Source organism: Streptomyces sp. NPDC034049, assembly GCF_055575575.1.
In genome coordinates this window covers 427,657-443,550 of record NZ_JBVISJ010000005.1, presented here as the reverse complement: position 1 = coordinate 443,550, position 15,894 = coordinate 427,657, and the positions used below count along the sequence as shown (strand labels likewise).

Sequence of the window (15,894 nt, the reverse complement as noted above, 5' to 3'; positions counted from 1 at the left end):
CCGCCGCCCCGAATCCCCGGAGGTGCTCCGGTGACCGTCCTCGCCTCCGCCCTCGACCCGAACGCCCCCGACCACGCCGCGAACCGTACGGCCATGCTCGCGCGGCTCGCCGAACTCGACGCCGAGCACGCGAAGGCCCTCGCGGGGGGCGGCGAGAAGTACGTCGCCCGGCACCGGGGACGCGGCAAGCTGCTCGCCCGCGAGCGCATCGAACTGCTGCTGGACCCCGACACACCCTTTCTGGAACTGTCGCCGCTCGCCGCCTGGGGCAGCGAGTACACCGTCGGCGCCTCCCTCGTCACCGGCATCGGGGTCGTCGAGGGCGTCGAGTGCCTGATCACCGCCAACGACCCGACCGTACGCGGCGGCGCGAGCAACCCGTGGAGCCTGAAGAAGGCCCTCCGCGCCAACGACATCGCCCTCGCCAACCGGCTGCCCTGCATCAGCCTGGTGGAGTCCGGCGGAGCCGATCTCCCCTCCCAGAAGGAGATCTTCATCCCCGGCGGCGCGATCTTCCGCGACCTCACCCGGCTCTCCGCCGCCGGCATCCCCACCATCGCGGTCGTCTTCGGCAACTCCACCGCCGGCGGGGCCTACGTCCCCGGCATGTCCGACCACGTGATCATGGTCAAGGAACGCGCGAAGGTGTTCCTCGGCGGCCCGCCCCTCGTCAAGATGGCCACCGGCGAGGAGAGCGACGACGAGTCGCTGGGCGGCGCCGAGATGCACGCGCGCGTGTCGGGCCTCGCGGACCACTTCGCCGTCGACGAACCGGACGCCCTGCGCCAGGCCCGCCGCGTCGTCGCCCGCCTCAACCACCGCAAGGCGTACGCCGATCCGGCCCCCGCCGCGCCACCGAAGTACGACCCGGAGGAACTCCTCGGCATCGTCCCCGGCGATCTGAGGGTGCCCTTCGACCCCCGCGAGGTCATCGCCCGGATCGTCGACGCCTCCGACTTCGACGAGTTCAAGCCCCTCTACGGCACCAGCCTCACCACCGGCTGGGCCGCCCTCCACGGCTACCCGGTCGGCATCCTCGCCAACGCCCGAGGGGTCCTGTTCAGCGAGGAGTCCCAGAAAGCCGCCCAGTTCATCCAGCTCGCCAACCAGCGCGACATCCCGCTGCTCTTCCTGCACAACACCACCGGGTACATGGTCGGCAAGGAGTACGAGCAGGGCGGCATCATCAAACACGGCGCGATGATGATCAACGCGGTCAGTAACAGCCGGGTCCCGCACCTGTCCGTCCTCCTCGGCGCCTCGTACGGCGCCGGTCACTACGGCATGTGCGGCCGCGCCTACGACCCCCGCTTCCTCTTCGCCTGGCCGAGCGCCAAGTCGGCCGTGATGGGCCCGCAGCAGCTGGCGGGCGTCCTGTCGATCGTGGCCCGGCAGTCGGCGGCGGCCAAGGGACAGCCGTACGACGAGGACGCGGACGCGGCCCTGCGCGCGATGGTGGAGCAGCAGATCGAGTCCGAGTCGCTCCCGATGTTCCTGTCCGGACGGCTGTACGACGACGGGGTCATCGACCCCCGCGACACCCGAACCGTCCTCGGCCTGTGCCTGTCCGCGATCCACACGGCGCCCTACGAGGGCGCGCGCGGTGGCTTCGGCGTCTTCCGGATGTGAGGGAACCAGTGATCACCTCTGTGCTCGTGGCCAACCGCGGCGAGATAGCCTGCCGGATCTTCCGCACCTGCTCCGACCTGGGCATCCGTACCGTCGCCGTGCACTCCGACGCCGACGCGGGCGCCCTCCACACACGCGTCGCCGACACGGCCGTACGGCTGCCGGGCGCGGCCCCCGCGGACACCTATCTGCGCGGCGACCTCATCGTGAAGGCGGCCCTCGCCGCCGGCGCCGACGCCGTCCACCCCGGCTACGGCTTCCTCTCCGAGAACCCGGACTTCGCCCGGGCCGTGCGGGACGCGGGCCTCGTCTGGATCGGCCCGCCTCCCGAGGCGATCGAGGCCATGGCGTCCAAGACCCGCGCCAAGGAACTCATGGGCCTGCCGCCCCTCGGCGAGGTCACCGAGGACGACCTGCCGGTCCTGGTGAAGGCGGCGGCGGGCGGCGGCGGACGCGGCATGCGCGTCGTACGCCGCCTAGACGACCTGGACGGTGCCCTGGAGAGCGCCCGCGCCGAGGCCGCGAGCGCCTTCGGCGACGGCGAGGTCTTCGTCGAGCCGTACCTGGAGAACGGCCGCCACGTCGAGGTCCAGATCCTCGCCGACACCCACGGCACCGTCTGGCCGCTGGGCACCCGCGACTGCTCCCTCCAGCGCCGCCACCAGAAGGTGATCGAGGAGGCCCCGGCCCCCGCCATCCCCGACGACCTCACGGCGGAGCTGCACACCCTGGCCGTCCGCGCCGCCCGCGCCGTCGACTACGTCGGCGCCGGCACCGTCGAGTTCCTCGTCTCCGGCGGCCGGGCCCACTTCCTGGAGATGAACACCCGCCTCCAGGTCGAACACCCGGTGACCGAGGCCGTCTTCGGCCTCGACCTGGTCGCCGAACAGATCCGCGTCGCCGAGGGCCACGCCCTGCCCGCCGACCCGCCCAGCGCGCGGGGCCACGCGGTCGAGGCCCGCCTGTACGCCGAGGATCCGGCCCGCGCATGGGCCCCGCAGACGGGCGCCCTGCACCGGCTGGCCGTCCCCGAGGGCGTCCGCCTGGACACCGGTTATACGGACGGCGACACCATCGGCGTCCACTACGACGCCATGCTCGCCAAGCTGATCGCCCACGCCCCCACCCGCGCGGAGGCGATCCGCAGGCTGGCGGGCGCCCTGGAACGGGCGACCCTCCACGGCCCCGCCACGAACCGGGCCCTGCTGGTGAACTCCCTGCGCCACGAGGAGTTCACGTCCGCCCGCATGGACACGGGCTTCTACGACCGTCACCTTCCTGCCCTCACCACCCCCGCCCCCGACCCGTACGCCCCGCTGGCCGCCGCCCTGGCCGAGGCCACCGAGGGCGACCCCCGTTTCGGCGGCTTTCGCAACGTGCCCTCGCAGCCACAGGTCAAGCGGTACGCGGCGGCGGGGGAGGAGCACGAGGTCCGCTACCGGCACACCAGAAACGGCCTGGAGGCGGACGGCGTCCGGGTCGTCCACGCCGACGCCCACCGCGTGGTCCTCGAAGTGGACGGCGTCCAGCGGAAGTTCGACGTCACCCGCCACGGCGACCGGGCCCACGTCAACACCACCACCCTCACCGCCGTCCCCCGCTTCCCCGACCCCACCACCCAACAGACCCCCGGCTCCCTCCTGGCCCCCATGCCGGGCACGGTCGTCCGCGTGGCGGAGAACGTGAAAGAGGGCACGCCCGTACAGGCGGGCCAACCCCTCCTCTGGCTGGAGGCGATGAAGATGGAACACAAGATCACAGCCCCGACGACGGGCACCCTGACGGCCCTGCACGTAGTACCTGGTCAACAGGTGGAGCCCGGCGTGTTGCTTGCGGTGGTGCAGTCGACGTAGGGGCGCGGGGAACTGCGCGACCAGCCACGACCCACCCGCACCCTCCAACCGGCAGACGCACCCTCCCCCTTAGGAGCCCCCGAACATGTCCCCGATCCTGGAATCCGAAGAACACAAAGCCCTACGAGCCGCCGTCTCCACCCTCGGAAAACGCTACGGCCGCGACTACATCACCACGATCAACAGAGAAGAACGCCACCCCGACGAACTCTGGACCGAGGCCGCCGAACTCGGCTACCTGGGCGTCAACCTCCCGGAGGAGCACGGCGGCGGAGGCGGCGGCATAGCCGAACTCTCCATCGTCCTGGAGGAGTTGGGCGCCGCAGGCTGCCCCCTGCTCATGATGATCGTGTCGCCCGCCATCTGCGGCACCGTCATCGCCCGCTTCGGCACCGAGGCCCAGCGAAAGACCTGGCTGCCCGCCCTGGCGAACGGCACCCGCCTCATGGCCTTCGGCATCACCGAACCCGACGCCGGCTCCAACAGCCACCGCATCACCACCACCGCCCGCCGCGACGAGGCCGGCGACTGGCTGCTCACGGGCCGCAAGGTCTTCATCTCCGGCGTCGACCGGGCGGACGCCGTCCTGATCGTCGGCCGCACCGAGGACGCCCGCACCGGCACCCTCAAGCCCTGCCTCTTCATCGTCCCCAGGGACACCCCCGGCTTCGCGTACCGCCCGATCGACATGGAACTCCGCGCCGCGGAGAAGCAGTTCGAGCTGACCTTCGACGACATCCGGCTCCCCGCCGACGCCTTGGTCGGCGACGAGAACGCCGGTCTCCTCCAGCTGTTCGCCGGCCTCAACCCCGAGCGGATCATGACGGCCGCCTTCGCCATCGGCATGGCCAGGTACGCCCTCGGCAAGGCCGTCGAGTACGCCCGCGACCGCACGGTCTGGCGGCAGCCCATCGGCGCCCACCAGGCGATCGCGCACCCCCTCGCCCAGTCCCACATCGAACTCGAACTGGCCCGCCTGATGATGCAGAAGGCGGCCCACCTCTACGACGCCGGCGACGACACGGCGGCGGGCGAGGCGGCCAACATGGCCAAGTACGCGGCGGGCGAGGCCTGCGTGCGGGCCGTCGACCAGGCCGTGCACACCCTCGGCGGCAACGGCCTCACGGCCGAGTTCGGCCTCGCCTCGCTGATTACCGCCGCACGCGTGTCTCGTATCGCGCCGGTGAGCCGGGAGATGATTCTCAACTACGTCTCCCACCAGACCCTGGGCCTGCCGAAGTCGTACTGAGCCGCCACGCGCCGCCGAAGCACGGCCGCAGAACCGGAGCGGAGCGCAGCCACAGGCGTCGGAGCGCACGAGGAGGAACCATGTTCCGCAGCGAGTACGCAGACGTCCCACCCCTTGAACTCCCCATCCACGACGCCGTCCTGGGCCGTGCCGCCGAGTTCGGCGACCTGCCCGCGCTGATCGACGGCGTCGACGGCACGACCCTCACCTACGAACAGGTGGACCGCTTCCACCGGCGGCTCGCGGCCGCGTTCGCCGACGCGGGCGTCCGCAAGGGCGACGTCCTCGCCCTGCACAGCCCCAACACGATCGCCTACCCGACGGCGTTCTACGCCGCCACCCGCGCGGGCGCCACCGTCACCACCGTGCACCCGCTGGCCACCCCGGGCGAGCTGGCCAAACAGCTCCAGGACTCCGGGGCGAGCTGGATCGTCACCGTCTCCCCGCTGCTGGAGACCGCCCGCGCCGCCGCCGAACGCGTCGGCGGCATACGGGAGATCTTCGTCTGCGACAGCGCCCCCGGCCACCGCTCGCTGATCGACATGCTCGCCTCCGCCGCGCCCGAACCGGCCGTCGACATCGACCCGGTGACGGACCTCGCGGCCCTGCCGTACTCCTCCGGCACCACCGGCGTCCCCAAGGGCGTCATGCTCACCCACCGGTCCATCGCCACCAACCTCGCCCAGCTCGAACCGGTCATGCCGGCCGGCCCCGGCGACCGCATCCTCGCCGTGCTCCCGTTCTTCCACATCTACGGCCTCACCGCCCTGATGAACGCCCCGCTGCGGCTCGGCGCCACGGTCGTCGTCCTGCCCCGCTTCGACCTGGAGGGCTACCTCAAGGCCATCGCCGAACACCGCATCACCCACCTCTACGTGGCCCCGCCGATCGTCCTCGCCCTCGCCAAACACCCGGCCGCCGAGCGCTACGACCTCTCCACGGTCCAGCACATCCTCTCGGCCGCCGCACCCCTCGACGCACGCCTCGCCGCCGCCTGCTCCGCCCGGCTGTCCCTGCCGCCCGTCGTGCAGGGCTACGGCATGACCGAACTCTCGCCCTGCTCCCATCTGGTCCCCCTCACCCAGGCCGCCGCCGCACCGCCCGGCACCGTCGGCAAGCTCATCGCCGGCACCGAGATGCGGATCGTCTCCCTCGACGACCCCGGCAAGGAGGTCGGCGTCGGCGAACCCGGCGAGATCGTCATCCGGGGCCCCCAGGTCATGAAGGGCTACCTGGGCCGCCCCCAGGCCACCGCCGACATGATCGACGCCGACGGCTGGCTCGCCACCGGCGACATCGGGCACGTCGACGCCGACGGCTGGCTGTACGTCGTCGACCGGGTCAAGGAGCTCATCAAGTACAAGGGCTTCCAGGTCGCCCCCGCCGAACTCGAAGCCCTCCTCGTCACCCATCCCGGCATCGCCGACGCCGCCGTCATCGGCCACCACGACGACGACGGCAACGAGGTCCCGCATGCCTTCGTCGTCCGCCGGCCCACCGCGCACCAGCTCACCGAGGGCGAGGTGATGATGTACGTCGCCGAACGCGTCGCCCCCTACAAACGCGTCCGCCACGTCACCTTCATCGCCGACGTGCCCCGCGCTGCCTCCGGGAAGATCCTCCGCCGCGAACTCAGGGAACGCCTGTGACCGACACCGACACCCTCGTACGTGCCACCCACCACCGGGGCGTCACCACCCTCACGCTCGACTCCCCGGCCAACCGCAACGCGCTCTCCGCGACGCTGGTGCGGGACCTCTCGGACGCGCTCACCCGGTGCGGCGAGGACGACGACGTACGCGCCGTCGTCCTCACCCACACCGGCAACACGTTCTGCGCGGGCGCCGACCTGCGCGACCCGCCCGACCCGAAAACCATGGTCGATCTGCTCCGCCGGATCCTCGAACTGCCCCGGCCCGTCGTCGCCCGCGTCACCGGCCAGGTCCGCGCGGGCGGCCTCGGCCTGCTCGGCGCCTGCGACATCGCCGCCGCCGGCCCGGACGCCGGGTTCGCCCTCACCGAGGTCCGCATCGGCGTCGCGCCCGCCGTCATCTCCCTCACCCTCCGCCCCCGCACCGACCCCCGCGCCCTCGCCCGCTACTACCTCACCGGCGAGAGGTTCGGCCCCGCCGAAGCCGCCCGCATCGGGGTGCTCACCATGGCCGGCGCCGACGTCGACGACCTGCTCGAACCCGTCCTCGACGGACTGCGCAGGGCCGCACCGAGGGCCCTGACGGAGACGAAACGCCTGCTCACGGCTAAGGTGCTGAAGAACTTCGACGCGGACGCGGGTGAACTGACCAGCCTCTCGTCCCGGCTGTTCGCCTCCGCCGACGCCCGCGAGGGCATGACGGCGTTCCTCGAACGACGGGACCCGGGATGGGTGTTGTGAGCATGACGGAAACAGGGCCGGTCGTGGAGCGCGGCCCCAAGCAGGACCGCAGCCGCGTCACCCGTCAGCGCCTCCTGGAAGCCGCCGTCGCCTGCCTCGCCGAACACGGCTGGGCCGGCTCGACGGTCTCCGTCGTCGCCGAACGCGCCGGCGTCTCCCGGGGCGCCGCCCAACACCACTTCCGCACCCGCGAGGACCTGTTCACCGCCGCCGTCGAATACGTCGCCGAGGAGCGCTCCCTCGCCCTGCGCGCCCTCTTCCCCGAGGGCACCGCCGACCGCCGCGCCGTCGTCGCCGCCGTCGTCGACCTCTTCACCGGCCCCCTCTTCCGCGCCGCCCTGCACCTCTGGGTCGCCGCCTCCAACGAGGACCAGCTCCGCCACCGCGTCACCGAACTCGAAGCCCGCGTCGGCCGCGAGACCCACCGCATCGCCGTCGAACTCCTCCGCGCCGACGAGAGCGTCCCCGGCGTCCGCGAAACCGTCCAGGGTCTCCTCGACATGGCCCGCGGCCTCGGTCTCGCCAACCTCCTCACCGACGACACCGGCCGCCGCGACAAGGTCGTCGCCCAGTGGGCGGCCCTGCTCGACGAGAAACTGGGCTGAGCCGCCCCCGGGACATCAAGGGCTCGACACCAAGGGCTCGACACCAAAAACTCGACCTCAAGGGCTCGACCTCAGGGACTCAGCCGCTCCACCCGCCACGACCCGCCCGGCTCCGCCACGTACCGCAGCCGGTCGTGCAGCCGGTTCCACCGCCCCTGCCAGAACTCCACACTCTGCGGCACCACCCGGAAACCACCCCAGTGCGGCGGCACCGGCACCTGCTCCCCCTCCGGATAGCGCGCGAGCAACTCCTCGTACGCGGCGTCCAGCTCGGCCCGCGAGGAGATCACCGAGGACTGCGCGCTGGCCCACGCCCCCAGCTGCGAACCGTGCGGCCGGGTCCGGAAGTAGGCCGCCGTCTCGTCCCGCCCGGTCCGCACCGCCGTACCCGTCACGATCACCTGCCGGGCCAGCGCGTGCCAGGGGAAGAGCAGCGAGACGTACGGGTTCTCCGCCAGGTCACGGGCCTTGCGGGAGTCGTAGTTCGTGTAGAAGACGAAGCCGTCCGCGTCGTACGCCTTCAACAGCACCGTACGGGAGGCGGGACGCCCCGCCGCGTCGGCCGTCGACACCACCATCGCGTTCGGCTCGAACACCGCGCCCTCCCGCGCGGCCTGGAGGAACCACCGGCCGAACTGCTCCATCGGGTCGGCGGCCAGCTCGCTCTCGTCGAGCCCGTCGGCGCGGTACTGCTTGCGCATGAGAGCCGGATCGTGATCGTTCACATGGTCATCCTGCCGTACGCACGACGGGCTGGAGGAGAAGTGGCACTGAGTGCCGCGGACACTCCCCAAAAGTGGCACTCAGGCGTATGGTGCTGGAACCGCCTGTCCCCCTGTCGTCCACATCAAGAGGAGCCGCCTGATGTCCGACTTCGTACCCGGGCTCGAAGGAGTCGTCGCGTTCGAGACGGAGATCGCCGAACCGGACAAGGAGGGCGGCGCCCTCCGCTACCGGGGCGTCGACATCGAGGACCTGGTCGGCCACGTCTCCTTCGGCAACGTCTGGGGCCTCCTCGTCGACGGCGCCTTCCGCCCCGGCCTCCCGCCCGCCGAGCCGTTCCCCATCCCCGTCCACTCCGGTGACATCCGCGTCGACGTCCAGTCCGCGCTCGCCATGCTCGCCCCGGTCTGGGGCCTCAAACCCCTCCTCGACATCGACGAGGAACAGGCCCGCGCCGACCTCGCCCGCGCCGCCGTCATGGCCCTCTCCTACGTCGCCCAGTCCGCGCGCGGCCAGGGGCTGCCCATGGTCCCGCAGCGCGAGATCGACAAGGCCCAGTCCGTCGTCGAACGCTTCATGATCCGCTGGCGTGGCGAACCCGACCCCAAGCACGTGGCCGCCGTCGACGCCTACTGGACCAGCGCCGCCGAGCACGGCATGAACGCCTCCACCTTCACCGCCCGCGTCATCGCCTCCACCGGCGCGGACGTGGCCGCCGCCCTCTCCGGCGCCGTCGGAGCCATGTCCGGCCCCCTCCACGGCGGCGCCCCCTCCCGCGTCCTCGGCATGATCGAGGAGATCGAACGCACCGGCGACGCCGACGCCTACGTCAAGCAGGCCCTCGACAAGGGCGAACGCCTCATGGGCTTCGGCCACCGCGTCTACCGCGCCGAGGACCCCCGCGCCCGCGTCCTGCGCCGCACCGCCCGCGACCTCGGCGCCCCCCGCTTCGAGGTCGCCGAGGCCCTGGAGAAGGCCGCCCTGGCCGAACTCCACGCCCGCCGCCCCGACCGCGTCCTCGCCACCAACGTCGAGTTCTGGGCGGCCATCGTCCTGGACTTCGCCGAGGTCCCGGCCCATATGTTCACGTCCATGTTCACCTGCGCCCGCACGGCCGGCTGGTCGGCGCACATCCTCGAACAGAAGCGCACGGGACGACTGGTACGCCCCTCCGCACGCTACGTCGGCCCCGGCACGCGCAGCCCCCAGGAGATCGAGGGCTACGCGGACATCGCCGCGCACTAGAGGACGGCCCGTACCGTCACGCGGGGCTCAGCAGCCCCGCGTGATGCCGCTCGGCGACCAATGGATGCGCCCGCAGCTTCCCCTTCAGCTCGTTGAACCCGTACTCGGCGAAGAGCGGATTCCCCGGATCGTCGGTCACCCCGGGCGCCGTGGCGGCGTACGGGAACACCAGCGGCTCCACCCGCGCGTCGAGCCGCGGGTTGTAGAAGAAGGGCACGGAGAACCGCTCGGTCGCCCCGGGCGGGCTCACGACCCGGTGACGGGTGGCCAGCAGATAGCCGTTCGTCGCCACCTCCAGCAGCTCCCCGAGATTCACCACGAACGCCCCCGGGATCGGCGGCACGTCGTGGAACAGCCCGTCCGCCCGCTCCACCTGGAGCCCACCGACCTGGTCCTGCAACAACAGGGTCAGGAACCCGTAGTCCTTGTGCGTCCCCACCCCCTGATCGGCCCCGTCCCCCGCACTGCCCGGATACCGCACCAGCTTCAGATGCGGATGGGCCCGCTCCCCGAAGACCGGATCGTAGAAACCGGCGGGCGCCCCGATGGAGACCAGCAGTTCCCGCAGCAGCCGCTGTGCCACGGAACTGAGCCGGTCGATCCACCCGAGCGCGGTGGTCCGCAGCTCCGGCAGGGAGGCGGGCCACTGGTTGGGGCCCTGGAGCCACCAGTACGCGGGCTCGCCCGGACCGGGCGGACGGGCGGCCCGCTCGGCGCCGATGTCCAGCTGGTCCCGCCAGTCCCGACTGCCGCCCGTCCGCTCGTCCCCGGTCCGCGTATAGCCCCGGAAATGCGGCGAGTTGACGTTGTCGAGAGCGAGCCGCTCGGCCTCGGGCAGCGCGAAGAAGGCCCGCATGGCCGCGTCGAGCCGCCCGGTCTCCTCCTGGGAGATCCCGTGCCCGACGAGCTGGAAGAAGCCCACGTCATGTGCGGCACTGTGCAACTGCGCGTGCAGCAGCGCCCGCGCCTCGGGCCCGCGATCGGCGGCGGAGAGATCGATGATGGGCAGCTGGAGATACGACGATGATGTCGCTGAGTACGTCATGGCATGCGTCCGAGAGTGAGAAGAGAGGGCTGGGGCCAGGTCCGGGTTCAGGCGGAGAACCGACAGCCCATGCTCGTGACGCGCACGAAGTCCACGTGCCGGCGTCGAACGAGTATCGGAAGCATGGTGAAAGCATACTGCGCCCTACGAAACGCAGACGACCCGCAGGCTCTGGGTCCCTCCGGCCCCTGAGGACCGAAGAAGCCGGCCGGACGTACCGGCGAGCCTGCGGGTCGGGTGACTGCTTGAGATTGGGCCGGCTGCACGCTCAACACGCGCTGGTCCGGCACCGCACTGTGCGTGGTGCAGGGCCGCTAGCCCGCAGCCACCTCACGCGTCCGGTTGCAATACATCTGCCGAACCACCTCCTCTCTCGTGTACCGCACACACTAAGAAGTGCCCCGAGGACGCTCAAGTGATTTTCCGAGGGGATTGCCGAGGAATTACCGCAGGACGGCGAAGATCCCCCGCACCCGGGTGTCGTCCGGCAGCGTCCAGTGGCCTGTGACCTGGCCCTTTGTCTGAGTCGGCAGGTCCAGGGCGTCCGGGTGGAGGACTCGGTTCAGGTGCAGGGTCGTGGCGCCGGAGGTGAGGGGGAGTTCGGAGGCGTCCTGGGTGTCGGTGGCGGGGGAGGCGGTCGTGGGCAGGGGGCCGTCGCCCTCGTAGGAGTGGGTGATCTCGTGGTCCGGGGTGTCGGTGAGGCTCTGGGCCTGGGGTACGGCCCTGCCTTGGAAGAGGGCCAGGAGCTGGGCGACCAGGACCGGGTCGTGGGCGCCGTCGTAGACCCAGCGGGTGCCCAGGACGCCGTGCTCCGTGGTGCCGACGAGAGCCTGCTCCGCGCCGGGGAGAGGGGCGCCCCGGTAGGTGAGGGGGGCCAGGTAGTGGACCGGGGCCGCGCCGGAGGTGTCGGTGGCGACCATGAACTCGATGCCGACCTCGCCCTCGGGGTCGTCGAGTCGGAAGCCGCCTGCCTTGGCCAGTTCCGGAGCTGCCGGACCGCCGGCGTACCAGGGGCGGGTCGGCAGCCAGGAGGCCAGCAGTTCGAGCTTGGTGGGTGTGAGCGTGGTGCGGTGGATGATCGCCATGCTGGGATTCTGCGCCTCACGGCCGAGCCGCCGCGAGGTGTTTCCCGCGCGGCCGCGCGCTCGCCCGGGTGCCTACTCCGACGACCGCTCCAACGCCTCCAGGTCCAGGGCCGCGGCGATGTGTATGGCGACGTCCTCCGCGTACACGGCGTCCGAACGTTCGAAGGGCGTGCGGCCGGCGGTGCGGAGGAAGGTGACGACGCCGAGGGTGCGGCCACGGCTGCGGAGCACCGCGCAGAGGGCGTGCACGGTCTCCGGGGGCCACTGGCGCCCGGTGGCCCAGTCGCGGGCCGTCTCCGGCGCGGCCGTACCGGCGCTGGCTCGGACCGACCCGGCGCGCTCCACGCACTGCAGGGCGGGGTGGCCGTGGCCGTAGCGGACGGGGATGCCGGCGTGGCCGGCGAGATGGCTGGGGCCGGGCCGCCCGGAGGGGGTGGCGGCGGCCCGTACGAGCCGGGCGGGTCCTTCGCCGTCGGCCATGGACCCTCCGGCCACCCGGTCGATGAGGGCGTGGTCGGCGAAGCCGGCGAGGGCGAAGTCGAGGTGGACGGTGGCGGCCTCGCCGGGGTCCTCGCACTCGGCGGCGGCGCGCGCGGCCCGGTGGAGCTGGTTGACGCGGAAGCGGAGCTGCGCGGCCTCCTGCTCGGTCTGTTTGGACTCGGTGATGTCCTGGAAGAGCCAGCCGACGCCGAGCGGCACCGGTTCCTCGGCGAGGGGCGAGGCGAGGCGGAGGAATCCGCTGCGCCAGCACCGGCGTTTCTCGCCGTCGGGGGCGCGGACGCCGACCCAGATCTCGGCGGGCGCGGGCGGCGCGCCCTCGGCGAGGACGTGGGTGAGGGCGCTCTCGAGTTCCTCGGCGCCCTGGGCGAGGAGTTCGCCGAGGGGGCGCCCGAGGACCGCCGTGCGGCCGACGCCGAGGGAGCGGGCGGCGTGGGCGTTGACGACGGCGGGGCGCAGGTCGGCGTCGACGAGGACGACGCCCCAGGAGGCGTCCTCGAAGAGGGCCTCGCTGAGCGCGATGGACCGCTCCAGGTCGATCTGAGCGTGGACCTCGCTGAAGGCGCAGTAGAGGCCGGCGGGCTTGCCGTCGGGTCCGCGTACGGCGGCGGACTGGGTGCGGACGAGGACGCGGCCGCCGTCCTTGGTGACCAGGGCGAACTCGTGCACCTGCCGGCCGCTGGCGTGCATGGCGGCCATCAGCCGCCCCTCGACGTCCTCGGCGTCGGCGGACCGGACGGCCCACCCGGCGAAGCCGCGGCGGCCCACCGCTTCCTCGGCGCTCCAGCCGAGGATGCGTTCGGCCTCGCGGTTCCAGTGGGTGACGACGCCGTCGGCGTCGAAGGCGCAGAGGGCGGCGTCCATCCCGTCGAGGAGGGCGGCGAGGAGGTCCGAGCCACCGGAGTCCGTGGATTCCATGGAGCCCTCGGTGCCTTCGGTGTCCTCGGTGTTCACCGTGTCCTCGATGTCCTTGGTGTCCTCGTTCGTCGGGCCGTCCCGCTCGGGCTTGTCGGGCCCGAGTTCGTCGGTGGCCCCACTCCGCCGGGAAGCACTCACCTGAACCCCCTGCAGGCTGCGTTGCGTCCGCATGTACGGCTGGTACGGCGCGTCGGTTCGCTCACTCGTCATCATTCAACTCGAACGTGACCCAGCCCACATCTGCTTCACGCAAGATGTGGCCGAAATCGTTGTACGCCGGATTTCCTCCTCACTGTTCTCAGCGTTCCCACGAATCCGGGGTCGCAGTCAGCGGAGGTAGAAGATCCGATCTCCGTACTCGCGCATGACCTGGTCGTTCCAGTCGAGTCCGCCGTCGACGTTGCCGGAGCGCAGCAGGGGCGGTTCGACGCCCCGGTCCGCGAGGGAGGCGGCGGCGGTGGCCATGACCGACTGCAGGATCGCCGAGGTGACGACGGTGGAGGCCGGGGCGAAGGGGGCGGGGATGGTGTCGAGGGTGAGTTCGGCGTCGCCGACCGCGATCTTCGAGTCGAGGACGAGGTCGCAGTGGTCCTTGAGGAAGGTGCCGGAGGAGTGGCGGGAGGTGGTCTCGGTGGCGTACGCGACGGAGGTGAGACCGATGACCTTCGCGCCCAGTTCCCGGGCGTGCGAGGCCATCTCGACGGGCAGCGGGTTGCGGCCGGAGAGGGAGATCACCACGAGCAGGTCGCCGGCCCGCAGCGGGCTGCTGTCGAGCACGGCGGTGGCGAGGCCGTCGACCCGTTCCAGCGCCGAGCCGAGGGTCGCGGGCATGACGTCGACGCCCACGGCGCCGGGGACGGTCAGCAGGTTCATCAGCGCGAGTCCGCCGGCGCGGTAGACGAGGTCCTGGGCGGCGAGCGAGGAGTGGCCGGCGCCGAAGGCGAAGAGGCGTCCGCCGGAGACGACCGTGTCCGCGACCATCTCGCCGGCCGCGGTGATCCTCGCGCCCTCCTCGTCCCGTACGCGTTCCAGCAGCCCGATCGCCGCGTCGAGGAACCGCCCACCCGCCGTGCCGCCGTCCAGCCCCATGTGCCGACCCTCCGCCTTCTTCGCGTCCTCTGGTGACGCCGATCACGTTAATGGTCTGGACCAGTGGGGTGTCAATACGGTGCGCGGACGGCCTGTGGCCCGGCCCGGCTACCCGCCCGTCGGCGGGTCGGCTCCGGAAACAGGGCGCCGGGTCACAAATCGGCCACCTGATCGGAGTCATACCGCCGTCGTTCCCCCGCCGCCACCCGGTTGTCGGTCGGATGCGTAAGAATTGAGTCCAGGCCAGCGCAGCAAGCCGCAGCACGCCGGTGTGGCCGTCGAAAGCCTCCGGCTGGATCTCATCGAGGGGCACGTATGTCCGGACTGATCGATACGACGGAGATGTATCTCCGCACCATCCTCGAGCTGGAGGAGGAAGGTGTGGTCCCCATGCGCGCCCGGATCGCCGAGCGGCTCGACCAGAGCGGCCCCACGGTGAGCCAGACGGTCGCGCGCATGGAGCGCGACGGCCTGGTGTCCGTCGCCGCGGACCGTCACCTGGAACTCACCGAGGAGGGCCGTCGGCTGGCGACGCGGGTGATGCGCAAGCACCGCCTCGCGGAGTGCCTGCTCGTCGACGTGATCGGTCTGGAGTGGGAGCAGGTCCACGCGGAGGCCTGTCGCTGGGAGCACGTGATGAGCGAGGCGGTCGAGCGCCGCGTCCTGGAGCTGCTGCGCCACCCCACCGAGTCGCCCTACGGCAACCCGATCCCGGGCCTGGAGGAGCTGGGCGAGAAGGACGGCGCGGACCCCTTCCTGGACGAGGGCATGGTGTCGCTGGCCGACCTCGACCCGGGCACGGAGGGCAAGACCGTCGTCGTACGCCGGATCGGCGAGCCCATCCAGACCGATGCCCAGCTGATGTACACGCTGCGTCGCGCGGGCGTCCAGCCCGGTTCCGTGGTGAGTGTGACGGAGGCGGCAGGCGGGGTCCTCGTGGGCAGCGGCGGCGAGGCGGCGGAGCTGGAGGCGGACGTCGCCTCGCACGTGTTCGTGGCCAAGCGCTGACCCCCGGCCGGAACGCGTCCCGAACCCCGCCACCCGGCCCACGCCCAAGCCCACGCCCGGCCTGCGCTGGCGCCCGGCCTGCGCTGGCGCCCGGCCTGCGCTCGCGCCGGGCGCCACACGCACGCCGCCCGTCGGTCCGCTCCCGTACTCCGTGCCGGCTCCTCCACTCGACGGATCCACCCGTTCCCGGATCCGCCCCGTCGATTCGTGACGCCCTCTGCCGGCCGCTGTTCGAGACGGGGCGGCGGATGTCCGTATCGCCCACCAACTCCCGATGCGGGAGGGGGAGTTGTGGGGTATTGGGGTGCGTGTCCGGGAACCCGTCGAATCCAAGATTCAGTGCGCCGAATCGCAGCGCTCGGGCCGTTCGCGTGCGACGCTTGCGCGTGAGGCATATGACCTGAGGGGCTCTTTGCCGCCCGAGACGCGGATCTCCGGTGGTGAGGGAGGGGGCGGGGCGGATGTGCCGTGGACATGAGGAGGGCCCCGGCGCCGTGTGGCGCCGGGGCCTGTCCTCCCCTGTGCTGACCCGGAGCCCCGAGCTCCCAGGGTCAT

General features: G+C 71.9%; 13 protein-coding genes. 8 read left to right on the top strand and 5 right to left on the bottom strand.

The genetic code is table 11. The annotated features are described in order from the left end of the window. Positions 1-30 precede the first annotated feature (30 nt). The 6 genes from ACZ52C_RS18135 to ACZ52C_RS18110 all read left to right on the top strand — a co-directional run bounded on the left by ACZ52C_RS18135 (position 31) and on the right by ACZ52C_RS18110 (position 7,728). A complete protein-coding gene (locus ACZ52C_RS18135; protein ID WP_469075646.1) occupies positions 31-1,629 on the top strand; it encodes an acyl-CoA carboxylase subunit beta in 1,599 nt (532 codons plus the stop codon). 8 nt (positions 1,630-1,637) lie between these two features. Continuing rightward, entirely contained in the window at positions 1,638-3,482 is a 1,845-nt protein-coding gene (locus ACZ52C_RS18130; RefSeq protein WP_469075645.1) for an acetyl/propionyl/methylcrotonyl-CoA carboxylase subunit alpha, read from the top strand. Between the two features lie 85 nt (positions 3,483-3,567). Continuing rightward, positions 3,568-4,731 carry an acyl-CoA dehydrogenase family protein gene (locus tag ACZ52C_RS18125; RefSeq protein WP_469075644.1) on the top strand — a complete coding sequence of 388 codons (1,164 nt, stop codon included), beginning with the start codon at positions 3,568-3,570 and terminating at the stop codon, positions 4,729-4,731. 80 nt (positions 4,732-4,811) lie between these two features. Continuing rightward, positions 4,812-6,380: a 4-coumarate--CoA ligase family protein gene (locus ACZ52C_RS18120; protein WP_469075643.1), complete on the top strand. Its 1,569-nt coding sequence runs from the start codon at positions 4,812-4,814 to the stop codon at positions 6,378-6,380. Then, positions 6,377-7,123 carry an enoyl-CoA hydratase family protein gene (locus tag ACZ52C_RS18115; RefSeq protein WP_469075642.1) on the top strand — a complete coding sequence of 249 codons (747 nt, stop codon included), beginning with the start codon at positions 6,377-6,379 and terminating at the stop codon, positions 7,121-7,123. The genes ACZ52C_RS18120 and ACZ52C_RS18115 overlap by 4 nt, the downstream gene beginning before the upstream one ends. Then, positions 7,111-7,728 carry a TetR/AcrR family transcriptional regulator gene (locus tag ACZ52C_RS18110; protein WP_469075641.1) on the top strand — a complete coding sequence of 206 codons (618 nt, stop codon included), beginning with the start codon at positions 7,111-7,113 and terminating at the stop codon, positions 7,726-7,728. Before ACZ52C_RS18115 ends, ACZ52C_RS18110 begins: the two co-directional genes overlap by 13 nt. A 71-nt stretch (positions 7,729-7,799) precedes the next feature. Here the strand turns inward: ACZ52C_RS18110 and pdxH are convergent, their stop codons facing one another. Beyond that, a complete protein-coding gene (gene pdxH, locus ACZ52C_RS18105; RefSeq protein ID WP_469075771.1) occupies positions 7,800-8,429 on the bottom strand; it encodes a pyridoxamine 5'-phosphate oxidase in 630 nt (209 codons plus the stop codon). A gap of 163 nt (positions 8,430-8,592) precedes the next feature. Here pdxH and ACZ52C_RS18100 point away from each other — a divergent pair, with 163 nt between their 5' ends. Then, a complete protein-coding gene (locus ACZ52C_RS18100; protein ID WP_045556076.1) occupies positions 8,593-9,696 on the top strand; it encodes a citrate synthase 2 in 1,104 nt (367 codons plus the stop codon). Between the two features lie 16 nt (positions 9,697-9,712). Here the strand turns inward: ACZ52C_RS18100 and ACZ52C_RS18095 are convergent, their stop codons facing one another. The 4 genes from ACZ52C_RS18095 to ACZ52C_RS18080 form a co-directional block, all read right to left on the bottom strand. After that, a complete protein-coding gene (locus ACZ52C_RS18095) occupies positions 9,713-10,741 on the bottom strand; it encodes an isopenicillin N synthase family dioxygenase (protein WP_469075640.1) in 1,029 nt (342 codons plus the stop codon). Between the two features lie 443 nt (positions 10,742-11,184). Beyond that, positions 11,185-11,826 (bottom strand): maltokinase N-terminal cap-like domain-containing protein, encoded by a 642-nt coding sequence (locus tag ACZ52C_RS18090; protein ID WP_469075639.1) that lies wholly within the window; start codon positions 11,824-11,826, stop codon positions 11,185-11,187. Between the two features lie 72 nt (positions 11,827-11,898). Further along, positions 11,899-13,380, bottom strand: coding sequence for a PAS domain-containing protein (locus ACZ52C_RS18085; protein WP_469075638.1), 1,482 nt, complete (start codon positions 13,378-13,380; stop codon positions 11,899-11,901). Positions 13,381-13,569: 189 nt separating this feature from the next. Next, a complete protein-coding gene (locus tag ACZ52C_RS18080) occupies positions 13,570-14,331 on the bottom strand; it encodes an SIS domain-containing protein (protein ID WP_469075637.1) in 762 nt (253 codons plus the stop codon). 315 nt (positions 14,332-14,646) lie between these two features. On the opposite strand from ACZ52C_RS18080, the gene ACZ52C_RS18075 reads away from it, so the two are divergent. Further along, a complete protein-coding gene (locus tag ACZ52C_RS18075; RefSeq protein ID WP_033525889.1) occupies positions 14,647-15,339 on the top strand; it encodes a metal-dependent transcriptional regulator in 693 nt (230 codons plus the stop codon). Positions 15,340-15,894: the final 555 nt, after the last annotated feature.